This is a genomic window from Shewanella sp., from assembly GCF_041630135.1.
Taxonomy (GTDB): Bacteria; Pseudomonadota; Gammaproteobacteria; order Enterobacterales; family Shewanellaceae; genus Shewanella.
In genome coordinates this window covers 1-11160 of record NZ_JBFKLW010000092.1, presented here as the reverse complement: position 1 = coordinate 11160, position 11160 = coordinate 1, and the positions used below count along the sequence as shown (strand labels likewise).

Annotated in this window: 11 protein-coding genes and 2 pseudogenes; 7 read left to right on the top strand and 6 right to left on the bottom strand. The window is 51.7% G+C overall.

All coding sequences use genetic code 11. The features are described from left to right. Window positions 1–74 (bottom strand): annotated as a pseudogene (locus ABYK60_RS17545) (DNA-binding response regulator); the annotation flags it as partial. A gap of 186 nt (window positions 75–260) precedes the next feature. After that, the gene (locus tag ABYK60_RS17540) at window positions 261–1187 is read right to left on the bottom strand and encodes a porin (RefSeq protein WP_372873294.1); all 927 of its coding nucleotides are present in this window, start codon (window positions 1185–1187) and stop codon (window positions 261–263) included. A gap of 291 nt (window positions 1188–1478) precedes the next feature. Here ABYK60_RS17540 and rdgC point away from each other — a divergent pair, with 291 nt between their 5' ends. The 3 genes from rdgC to ABYK60_RS17525 all read left to right on the top strand — a co-directional run bounded on the left by rdgC (window position 1479) and on the right by ABYK60_RS17525 (window position 4208). Further along, window positions 1479–2390: a recombination-associated protein RdgC gene (gene rdgC, locus ABYK60_RS17535; RefSeq protein WP_372873293.1), complete on the top strand. Its 912-nt coding sequence runs from the start codon at window positions 1479–1481 to the stop codon at window positions 2388–2390. A gap of 98 nt (window positions 2391–2488) precedes the next feature. Continuing rightward, entirely contained in the window at window positions 2489–2917 is a 429-nt protein-coding gene (locus tag ABYK60_RS17530; RefSeq protein WP_372873292.1) for a hypothetical protein, read from the top strand. A gap of 76 nt (window positions 2918–2993) precedes the next feature. Next, entirely contained in the window at window positions 2994–4208 is a 1215-nt protein-coding gene (locus ABYK60_RS17525; protein WP_372873291.1) for an HD-GYP domain-containing protein, read from the top strand. 5 nt (window positions 4209–4213) lie between these two features. Here the strand turns inward: ABYK60_RS17525 and ABYK60_RS17520 are convergent, their stop codons facing one another. From ABYK60_RS17520 to ABYK60_RS17510, 3 genes are read right to left on the bottom strand one after another with little or no spacing between them, the layout of a single operon-like run. Further along, window positions 4214–5071 carry a substrate-binding periplasmic protein gene (locus tag ABYK60_RS17520; protein ID WP_372873290.1) on the bottom strand — a complete coding sequence of 286 codons (858 nt, stop codon included), beginning with the start codon at window positions 5069–5071 and terminating at the stop codon, window positions 4214–4216. Between the two features lie 19 nt (window positions 5072–5090). Further along, the gene (locus ABYK60_RS17515; RefSeq protein WP_372873289.1) at window positions 5091–5690 is read right to left on the bottom strand and encodes a hypothetical protein; all 600 of its coding nucleotides are present in this window, start codon (window positions 5688–5690) and stop codon (window positions 5091–5093) included. Continuing rightward, window positions 5680–6276, bottom strand: coding sequence for a sigma-70 family RNA polymerase sigma factor (locus tag ABYK60_RS17510; protein WP_372873288.1), 597 nt, complete (start codon window positions 6274–6276; stop codon window positions 5680–5682). The genes ABYK60_RS17515 and ABYK60_RS17510 overlap by 11 nt, the downstream gene beginning before the upstream one ends. A gap of 362 nt (window positions 6277–6638) precedes the next feature. Here ABYK60_RS17510 and ABYK60_RS17505 point away from each other — a divergent pair, with 362 nt between their 5' ends. From ABYK60_RS17505 to purK, 4 genes are all read left to right on the top strand, one after another. Then, on the top strand, window positions 6639–8021 hold the full coding sequence (locus ABYK60_RS17505) for an SPFH domain-containing protein (RefSeq protein ID WP_372873287.1): 1383 nt from the start codon (window positions 6639–6641) through the stop codon (window positions 8019–8021). Window positions 8022–8147: 126 nt separating this feature from the next. Beyond that, a complete protein-coding gene (locus tag ABYK60_RS17500; protein WP_372873286.1) occupies window positions 8148–9290 on the top strand; it encodes a sorbosone dehydrogenase family protein in 1143 nt (380 codons plus the stop codon). A gap of 151 nt (window positions 9291–9441) precedes the next feature. Beyond that, window positions 9442–9933 carry a 5-(carboxyamino)imidazole ribonucleotide mutase gene (purE, locus tag ABYK60_RS17495; protein WP_372873285.1) on the top strand — a complete coding sequence of 164 codons (492 nt, stop codon included), beginning with the start codon at window positions 9442–9444 and terminating at the stop codon, window positions 9931–9933. Window positions 9934–9935: 2 nt separating this feature from the next. Further along, entirely contained in the window at window positions 9936–11021 is a 1086-nt protein-coding gene (gene purK / locus ABYK60_RS17490; RefSeq protein WP_372873284.1) for a 5-(carboxyamino)imidazole ribonucleotide synthase, read from the top strand. A 58-nt stretch (window positions 11022–11079) separates the two neighbouring features. Here purK and ABYK60_RS17485 read toward each other — a convergent pair. Then, window positions 11080–11160, bottom strand: a pseudogene (locus ABYK60_RS17485) (IS200/IS605 family transposase); the annotation flags it as partial.

Genomic DNA, 11160 nt, shown 5'->3' with positions numbered 1-11160 from the left:
TGCTGTTCCATCACAAAAGTCAGCATCTCGCGGATGGCCAACTCATCTTCAACAATCAAAATCCTTGCAGTCATAAGCGGTTTTCTGTCAGTGAATGTCCACGCTGAACATTATTGGTCAGTTTTGTGACAAAAATATGAAGCGGCCCCATTATAGTGCCATATATCCGTAAGAATTGTCATATTCAGACGAATTAACTATCTGTTTATAAAAATGAAAAAGGAGGCCTCAGCCTCCTTCTTTTACGCATGAAGTTCTGATTAGAACTTGTGCTCGATACCAACACCTATGTAGTTGTCAGTGTCTTCAGCAGATTCCATGTCGCGGCTGGTGTAGAAAGCAAACAGCTTGGTAGGCTTGCCCAGCTTGTAGTCAGCACCGATAGACCAGGAATCACCTTTGTCTTCCATATCCTGATACTGACCTTTCAGGGTCACATCAGAGATGGCGTAAGCAGCGCTCAACAAATAACCGGTCTTGCTGTCGCCATCCACTGACTTTTCTTCCTGCTGGTACATACCACCCAATACCAGACCTGCCAGCTTGGCAGAGACAGTGGCACGCAGAATATCATAACCTTTTACTTCACTGTCATAAGCCAATGCAGCGTAGAAACTGGTTTTCTTCAGACTGGCGTCACCGTACATGGCAGCCAGAGAGAAACCATCTTCACCCGCCTGAGACTTAGCACCCTCGGCAGCATAAGTGGCACCTACTTTGAAACCGTTGAAATCAGGAGTCACATAGGTGACTGTCTGTTCAATACGGTTTTCGCCCTTGAACAGGCTCTTCAGGTCACCTGACAGGTCGTTGAACTGGTCAACTTTCCCCTGAGAGATTTTCAGCATAGTGTCGTTACGACCAACAGAGACGGCACCGAAGTTGCCTTGCAAGCCGACAAACTGGTTACGGGCCAAAAAGTTTTCCTTGGCGTCATCGCCAATGTTCACTTCATACTCAACTGTATAAAAAGCTTCCAGAGAAGAGCTGAGTTCAAAAGCTCCCTTAACACCCAGACGAGAAGCATTGCTCTGTACTACAGTTTCTGATTCACCTGCTTCGTCATTGCTCTGTACAGATGCATTCACTTTGCCATATACAGTGATGGGTTCAGCGGCTTGAGCACAAGTCAGTGAGGCCAGGGTCAGCGCGGAAACAAGCAGAGTTTTGTTAAAAGCGTTCATCATTTAATCCTTGCGACGTTCAGTGCGTCTGGTTATTGGTTTGGAACGAGCGCAAGTTTGCAAGGCTAGTGTTGCAGTTTTATTTCAGCTTTTGCTCAAGTGGTTACATCTTCAGCATTCGCGTTGCACCCATAACTAACAATTCATATATTTCAACAGCTTAACGTTGACACACCTTTTAATGACACTTTTGTGAATTTGCGTTGCAGCCTTATCCGGTCATCTCGATTTCCGGTTTACCCGCCACGGGGGATGGCTTAAACTCGGGCTTTCATTTCGTGGCCGAGTGCAATTATGTGGTTTAAAAATCTCACCCTGTATCGCTTTAACAAGCCAATCAACATCGACGCCGAGTCGCTGGAAAAGGCCCTGGCTGACTTTACTTTCAGCCCTTGCTCCAGCCAGGACATCAGTAAGTTCGGTTTCTCCAAAGCGCTGGGTAAACACGGCAGCGCCCTGGTACACAGTGCCAATAACCGCCACCTTATCTGCGCCACCAAGGAAGAAAAAATTCTGCCTGGCCAGGTAATTAAAGAGGCAATGGAAGAAAAGGCCGGCCAGATCGAAGCCGAAGAAAACCGCAAGCTCACCAAAAAAGAGAAAGACGCGCTTAAAGAAGAGATCACCACCACACTGCTGCCGCGCGCCTTTTCCCGCAGAAGCCAAATCCATGCACTGATCCTGCCGGAAATTGAGATGATCCTGGTGGACAGTTCCAGCGCTACCAAGGCTGAAGAGCTACTGGCACTGCTGCGTAAGGCCATGGGCTCGCTGCCGGTGATCCCTGTGACATTCAACGTGCCGGTTGAGCACACCCTGACCGAATGGCTCAAAGCCGGTGAAGCTGCGGCGCCTTTCATCATGCAAGATGAAGCCGAACTCAAGTCTGCTGCCGATGAAGGTGGTATCGTTCGCTTTAAACAGCAGGTACTGACTGAAGAAGAAGTATTGGCGCATCTGGAAACCGGAAAAGAAGTACACAAGCTGGCACTGCATTTCGGTCAATCCATTGCTCTGGTGTTGCAGTCGGACGCAAGTTTGAAGCGCCTTAAATTCTCCGAAGAGTTCCGTGCCGGTAACGATGATTTGGGTAACGATGACCCCATGGCACGCCTCGATGCCGACTTTGCCCTGATGGGTAGTGAGTTGGTGGCGCTGATGCACGCTCTGGTGGAAGCCCTGGGCGGTCTTCCCAAGGACGAGTAACCTCAGGTTCTTTGAAACAGGGCGCTGCGGCGCCCTGTTTTTTTTGGTCCCCTGACCTACACTCTGAAAATGGTTTACCACTTTTGTGTGGAAATTCAATGGCTGCAGGTAAAGGCAACACTAACGACCAACAAGAGTTGCCCAAGGCGGATGAGTTAAGGTCCAAATTACTGGGCAAGTTGCCTGCAAAGCTTGCCGACAGCTACAGCGATGAGCAGGTCGAAGGGATCCGAATTCTGCTTGGTGATCGTACCTGGGGTCGCCACAGTATAGACAGTCGTGGTACCTTTTCGCTGCCATTCGTGCGCTGGCGCTACTACTGGGTATTGTTGCTTGGCAAAAACCGCCGCGCCTATACCCGTACTGAGAAGCAGCTGTCGCTGGCGCTTTTTGTTATCTGCGTGCTGGTGTTTTTACTCATGTCCCTGCTGCTTGGACTTCTGGGGCTGTATTTACTCAAGTCCATGCTTGGCATTGATCTCTTTTCTGAGACATCTCTGGGGATATGGGACTGGTTTAAGAGTTGAAATCCCTTGCTACTATGACTAAAACAAGGGTATTACTCTGTTTTACAACGTTACTGCATCCATAGGCTGACGCTGCATGTCCATACTGTCCAGGGACGAACACCCGACGGATCTTGCCCACTGGCGCCAAATTATCTTTCGCCGCCTTTTTGGCGTCATGGCAATCCTTTGTATTCCCGTTTATTTCACCAGTGTTTACCTGTGCATGAAACAGGGTTTCTGGTCCATGGTGGTGGTAGACACCCTGGCCTACCTGATGCTGCTGGCTTTGCTGTTGTTCCCGGAACTGGAAGATAAACAAAGATATGTTCTGGGTAGCCTGCTTTGCTTTGGAATTGGTGTCGCCTTTATCTGGTCAATAGGCCCTACCGGCGCCGGTTTTTTCTGGCTGTTTATGTTTCCGCTTATCACCACTTTACTGCTTGGCAGCCGCTCAGGAAAGGCAGCGCAGCTCCTTACCGCCCTGACACTGGTTATCACAGGTATTGGCTATAAAAATGCCTGGTTCCCCTGGCCATCACTCCCCGACTACAGTCTGGAGATTTATCTGGTTGTGGTGCTGAACTTTCTGGCTATCAACGCCATGCTGTGCTTTGGCACCGGCTTCCTTACCGATAAGCTTTCCGAGGCACTTGATCGAACCAATGCCTCACGCAGAGCCACCGTGCTGGGGCTTGCACGGGTGTCAGGTTACAGGGAAATGGATAAGGCACGGCATCTCGATCGTATCGGGCTGGCCAGTGAACGCCTGGCAATGGCGCTGTTACAATCTCCCCATAAACCTGATGAATTGACCCAGGACTTTGTCGACCATATAGGTCTGAGCGCTACCTTGCACGATATTGGTATGATAGGTCTGCCAGATTCATTGCAAAGCAAGATGGTGGAGCTCAGCCCGACAATGGAGAAGGAAAGATATCGGCATACACAAATTGGAGACAGCTTGCTTTCTGATCTGCAAAAAGAAGCGCCGGACTGCATGCTGCTTTCACTGGCAAGAGACATTGCAGCCTATCACCACGAGCGCTGGGATGGAGAAGGATTTCCGGGAAAACTCAAAGGCAAAGCCATTCCCCTGGCTGCCCGTATTGTAAGTTTGGTTGATATCTTCGATGATTTAATGCTGCATCCTGACGAACGACTCAGGATGCCCTATGCACAAGCTCAGGTACACCTGAAAGGTCTCAAAGGTACGGCACTGGATCCACTGTTGGTAGACACCTTCCAGGCAGAGCCCGGCATGAAGTCAATTTGGGAAATGTCTGACACAGCTCACGCTGTTGGACGTTGACCTGATTATTCGGCCAACACGCTGCCCTCGTGTTTATTGCGGCTTCCGGACTGAGAAGGTAATAACCTGTTTTTACTGAGGGAAATCTGCTCCCACTTAAGTTGCAACCTGGCAATTTCGCCATCTTTTCCTGACTGATCTATTGCCCGGTTAAAAGCGTCGACCTCTTCTATGGACATGGATTCACGGCTGAACATAAGGTGAATGTCATTCTCGTTCAGCGTCACTGAATGGCGGTACAAATGAATTTGCTCACTTTGCCCCGCTATGAAGGGGAATGCCAGTGAATCACCTATCGCAATATTAGCCCGACCGCGAGACAGCATCTGTACACTGCGCAATAAGTCCGGACTTTCCACCAATAACTCCTGGCGTTTTAGATTCGACTTGCTGCGCTCAAACTCCTCTCCATACCAACCAACCTGTGGTACCAGCAGTTTATACTGACGGCTAAGTAACTCTGGCCAGGCAGATATATCTGTAACATTAACCCCTTCCACACTGAAAAGGTTAACCACCTCTAATCGGTAGGGTTCCGAAAAAAAAGCGTAATCCAGCCTTTGTTCGGTTTTGCTTGCGCCCATCATGATATCAATTTTGCCGGCTCGCATAAGCTGATGAGAGCGCCGGGGAGGCATCTGTCTGAAGACAAGTTCACAACCAGCTTGCTTGGCAAATAAATTCAGCAGGTCAACATCGAGGCCTCTGGCATTGCCGTCTTCATCCTCCCACGAATAGGGAGGCCAATTGTTATACCCCACCTGTAAAGCATGACTACAGCCAGCGACAGCCGGGGAACTCTCCGCCATCAACAGCAGCGAGGCAAACAAGGCGACTTCTATCCATTTCACAACAGAATTCATCCACACCTCAGCGAAAGAGTTAATCCTGATTACCACCCGCAGTTCTATAACTTTCAATACGCAATTTTTGCGACTCGGTCAGTGTAGCGCCCTCTGCCAGCAATGCATCCATCAGCTCTCTGGCCTGCTCGATTTTGCCGGCGTCAATAGCTTCAGCAATTGCATCCAGGCGTTCATCCACTGACAACACAGCAACACCGGCTTCAAGCTCATTGGTTTCCAGCTTCAATGCCTGAGGCGCAGACTTCATCAAAACCGGGGCACTCTGTGATACCGGAGCCACCTCATCAGACAAAGGAATAGAAGCACTGTCCAACTGCATAGGTACCATTTCAAGGTCACTGGGCTGGCTGTCATTGCCAACCATCAACCAAGGTTCAAAAATCACCAAACTTACCAGCAACATCAAAGAGGCAGCCGTCGAAACCGCATAATGGAAACGTCTCAGCCCCGGCTTTCTGTTTACGGGAAGCTCCTTAAGGCTGTGTTGACTCTGTGCAATAAATCGAATTTCATTATCAATCCGGTCGGGAGGTGTTTCTCTTGCCCCCTCACGGTAAAGGTTATCAATTTCCTGTTGTAACTCGCCTTCCACCACTTGATAGAGGTTATCTTTCATCAGGGCTTTCCCCCAAACGCTTAGCCACGCAGTTGCGAAGACTCTGATAAGCATAGCGGATCCGACTCTTGGTCGCCTCCAGCGAAACGGCAGCAATTTCACTGATCACTGGTGCAGAAAAACCCATCTCACTTGAGAGCAGAAAGGCTTCTTTCTGTACTTGTGGTAATAAGGTCACGCAGTGACGCAGTGCCCGCACCCGCTGCTCCTGCTCCAGGGCAGTGGCCGGCGTCATGCCATCGGGCAATTCCTGCAGCTCCTCTTCAAAGGTATCGGCATCATCGAGGGGTTTCACCGCCCGCACATGGTCAATCAACAAATTATGGGCAATGCGGTAGAGCCAGGTCGTAAACCTGGCACTGGCCTCATAGGCTGAAGCGGCCTTAATCACCCGACTCCAGGTTTCCTGATACAGATCTTCTGCCAGATGCCTGTCACCTATTTGGCGCACAAAATATCGGTACAGACCGCCGCGATGACGCTGATACAGAGTGTCAAAGGCATCGATATCCCCCTTTGCGTAGCGCAACATCAGGTGCTCATCTTCCTCTTTGCCCAAAGGAGATATGGACTGGATTGCTGTCATAATTGCCCGGAAACCATAAATACTGTCATTAAAGAGGTGGGCTCCACGGTTGTGGCAGTCCAACCTTCTACAATAGCCAAGATTAGTTTCAGTGTGCACAGGCGCCCTTACAAAGTCCATATTCACCCGAATTTTGTGTACCTGACTCTATAAACGGCATCAGACAGCAAAAGGGTTTATGCGATAAGGTACAACCCAGTTCCAGACTAAAGTGCAGCCCGCAGCGTCCAATAACGCAAACAGCATATCGTGTTGTAATATATAATAATTGTTGAATTTAAAAACCATGACCAGCGGAAAGATTCGCTGTAAGATGTGACCGATTTTCATAACTCAGTTCAGCTTAAAAGCAAGGAAAATTCATGGACGAGAGCAGTATTTCACGGGCCAGAAAGGCCGTATCCCCTAAAGCCATTTTGTTCACCCTCGGCGCCATCGGTGCCCTGGCAGTACTCAAAAGCTCGATTCTGATGACTGATGCCGGTTACACCTATGTGCATCAGAACAATATCACCGGGGCATTGGATGTATTTACCGAGCCGGGCATTCATGTCCGCATGCCGTTTTTATCCAAAATAACCCGCTACGATCAGGTGGTTACCGTATCATTTGGCAACAATCAGGGCGAAGCTTTTTACCAGCGTCTGCCATCGCTGCAGGTACGTTTTGCAGATACCTACACAGGTCAGGTGCCAGCCACGTTCCGCTTCAAGTTGTCACACTCGCCAGAGCAAATTATTCAGATGCACCGGGAGTTTCGCTCCAACGACAATCTGATTGAAACCATGCTGATCAAAAACGCCCGCAACGTAACCGTAATCACCGCCACCCAGTACACGGGAGAAGAATTCTTCCAGGGCGGGCTGAATCAGTTCAAGGCCCAGCTGGCGGATCAGCTCAGCAATGGTATTTACACCACCGAGCGCCGTCAGGTGGAAGTTGAACAGGTGGATTTGGTGCCCGTTGGCTTCGACCAGGACGACTCCAACAAGCTGCAGGCCACCAAACAGCTGGTGTGGAAGACCATTCCCGTTACCGATTCAACTGGTCAACCGGTGCGTCAGGACAACCCCTTAAGCCAGTACGGCATTACCGTTACTCAGGTAACCATTGGCGATCCACAGCCGGAAGATCAGCTTGATAAACTGCTGACAGACAAAAAGAAACTGGTTGCCGAGCGCATCCGTACCATCCAGGAGCAGGAGACCTCCAAAGCCCAGGCCAAGACCGAGCAACTGCGCAAAGAAATTCAGCGTACCCGCGAGGTACAGGATGCCCAGCGCGCCAAGGAGCTGGCGGTAATTTCCCAGCAAAAAGAAGTGGAAATCGCCCGTCAGATTGCCGAGCGGGAGCTCGTGGAAGAGCGCAAGAAGAAAGAAATTGCCGCCCTTTCCAAGGCCAAAGAGCTGGAAATGGCCCAGGCTAACCTGGAAATTCAAAAAGCCAATGCCGCTGCGGCCGCCTTCGAGGCCAAGGCCATCCGCGAAACCGGTATTGCCGAAGCGGAGGTTCTGGCGGCCAAATACAAGGCACTGGGTACCTACGAGAAAATCTACACCGCCGAGATGAACCGTGATGTAGCCAAGGTGCTGTACCAGAACCTGCCTAACTTTAAGGTGGAAATGCCGCAAAACTATATTGGAGGCAATGGTGGCATGACTTCCAATCTGGATGTGATCACCGGCTTTTCCGCCCTTGGGCTGATGGAAAAAAGCAAAGAGCTGAGCCAACAAAGCAAGCAATAAAACCCGCCGTTTGGCCGTAACTTAAAAGTGAAACAGCGCCAATGGGCGCTGTTTTTTTAACTGCACCTTTGGCATGCTTGATAGCATTTACCAACATGCCCATGGCGATGATTGCAGGAGAAAACCATGACATCAGGCAAACTCAGCCGCACCCTGCTTGCGCTGGCATTTGCACCCTCGCTGGCGACCGCCTACAGCAAAGAAGAAAATCAGGCCGTGCTGGATTTGATAAAACTGCCGCCGGGCTTTGAGATTGAAGTGCTCCATGATGGCTTTAAAAACTACCGCCAGATGGCGCTGACCAGCTCCGGAATTCTCTACGTCGGCTCCCGCAAAGAAGGCAAGGTGCATTATTTACCCCTGCCGGGTTCGGCTGCACAAAAGGCCGGAGTGCGTGCCGGGCAGCTTGCCATGAAATTCACCATGCCATCGGGCATCGCCATCAAAGACGACAACCTCTACATCGCCGATATCAGCACACTCTATCGGGTGAGCGATGCAGAATCCCCCGGCAAAAGTGCACCGGAAATCATTTACGATAAGTTGCCGCAAGACCTGCACCACGGCTGGAAATACCTGAAATTTGGCCCCGATAGCCGTCTCTATATTCCCATTGGCGCCCCCTGCAACATCTGTGATGCCGGGCCGAATTACAGCAAAATCATCAGCCTGGATTTGGACACCCTCACAACACGGGACGAAGCCCTTGGCGTACGTAACAGCGTGGGCTTCGACTTTGCGCCGACCACCGGCGAGCTTTGGTTTACCGACAATGGCCGCGACATGATGGGGGATGATATGCCTTCCGATGAGCTGAATCAGCTAAGTCGCCGTGGCCAGCACTTCGGTTACCCCTATGTACATCAGGGCGATACGTTAGACCCGGAATTTGGCACCGGTAAACACATTCAGGATTATGAAGCGCCCAAGGCCACGCTCGGCGCCCACGTGGCAAGCCTCGGCATGACCTTCTATACCCAAAAACAGTTTCCGCAAAAATACCAGGGCGGCATCTTTATCGCCGAACATGGCTCCTGGAATCGCAGCGAAAAAGTCGGTTACCGGATCCGCTTTGCCAAGCTAAAAGACGGTGAGGTAGAAAGCCTGGAAACCTTTGCAGAAGGCTGGCTGCAGGGCGATGCAGTCCATGGTCGCCCCGCCGATGTGCTGGTGGCACCTGACGGCAGTTTACTGGTGAGTGACGATGGCCGCGACCGCCTCTATCGCATCTTCTACAGTGGCCATTCAGGCACACAGAAAGGCAACTGAAAAGGCAGCGAAACCACGCCCTTCATGCTATCATTGCGCCCCATCTCGCCCTGGCTACGACTACCGAGGGGACTCCCCCGCCGCCAGGGCTACCAGTACCCTAGCCTGAATACAGGCAAATATAATTAAAATCAGTCGTTAAGGAGTTATCATGCAAGCCCTCGTTGCTGTCGTAATGGGATCCAAGAGTGATTGGCCCACCATGGAAGCCGCCGCAGAGATCATGGATAAACTGCAGGTGCCCTACCATGTTGAAGTGGTCTCCGCCCACCGGACCCCGGACAAGTTAATGGACTTTGCAGCTACAGCTGCAGACAAGGGCTTTCAGGTGATCATCGGCGGAGCTGGCGGTGCAGCCCACCTGCCGGGCATGCTGGCCTCCAAAACCCGTCTGCCCGTTCTCGGTGTACCTGTTCAAAGTAAGGCACTGAACGGCATGGACTCCTTGCTGTCTATCGTGCAAATGCCAAAGGGCATTGCCGTGGGCACCCTCGCCATTGGCACAGCCGGTGCCTTTAACGCAGGTCTGCTGGCCTGTCAGATCCTTGCCAACAACGATGCAGCCCTCGCCGAGCGTCTGGAAGCCTTCCGCGCCGAGCAAACCCAGAGCGTACTGGATAATCCGGATCCGAGGGACGCGTAATCATGGCAAACACAAAACGCGTTTGGGTACTGGGCAATGGTCAGCTCGGTGCCATGCTGTCCCACGCCGGTCAGCCACTGGCAATCGAAGTGCTGCCGGTGGATATCATGGCCCCCAGTGACGAAAAACTGCCGCTGGCGGATGATGACATCATCACCGCCGAGCGTGAGCAGTGGCCCGAGTCCAGCCTGAGCCTGCAGCTCTCCACCCACAAAAACTTCATCAACGGCCCTGTGTTTGGTCGTCTGGCCGATCGCTATACCCAAAAATCCTTGCTGGATGAACTCAAGGTAGCCACCGCCCCCTGGGAGCTGGTGGATAACGACACTGACGTCAATGCCCTTTATGGCAAGTATGGCGAGCGGGTGCTGATGAAGCGTCGCACCGGCGGCTACGATGGCAAGGGTCAGCATTGGCTCAAGCAAGCCGAAAATGGCCAGATCCCCGCCGACTGGCGCGGTGAAGCTATTGCCGAGCAAGCCATTAATTTCGATGAAGAAGTATCTGTTGTGGGCGTTCGTACTCACAGTGGTGAGTGCTTCTTTTACCCACTGACGCTGAACCTGCATCAGGATGGCATTCTGATGGCGTCCATTTCGCCGCTGCCACGCCTTGCGCCGCTGCAGGCAGAGGCCGAGGCCATGCTGGGCACCATCATGAACGGCCTTAACTATGTGGGTGTGATGGCCATGGAATGCTTCCGGGTTGGCGACCACCTGCTGGTCAACGAGCTGGCACCACGGGTACATAACTCGGGGCACTGGACTCAGGCCGGCACCCATATGGATCAGTTCCAGCTGCACCTGCGCGCCCTGTGCAGCCTGCCCATTCAGCCGCCACAGGTGAACTTTCCCTGTGTGATGGTTAACCTTATCGGTATCGACAAAGATGACCGCTGGCTGAGCCTGCCCAATGCCGAGCTGTTCTGGTATGCCAAAGAGGTGCGCCCGGGCCGCAAGGTAGGTCACCTGAACCTGTCGGTGCACAATGCTGCCATGCTCGAACACAGCATCAATCAGCTTAAAAGCTGGATGCCGGAGCAATATCAGGCACCGCTGCAGTGGATATTGGAAAACGCCGATTTTTAGTAAATAATCCACCTTCTGAAGAAGGTGGCTTTGCGTTAACCCCCTAAAAGGGGGCCTTCTATTCCAGAGCAAGCTGAGCTTGCTCTTGCCTTTCCGCTTTCTCTTGATGTCTCACATATCGGCGAATTATCTCTTCGTT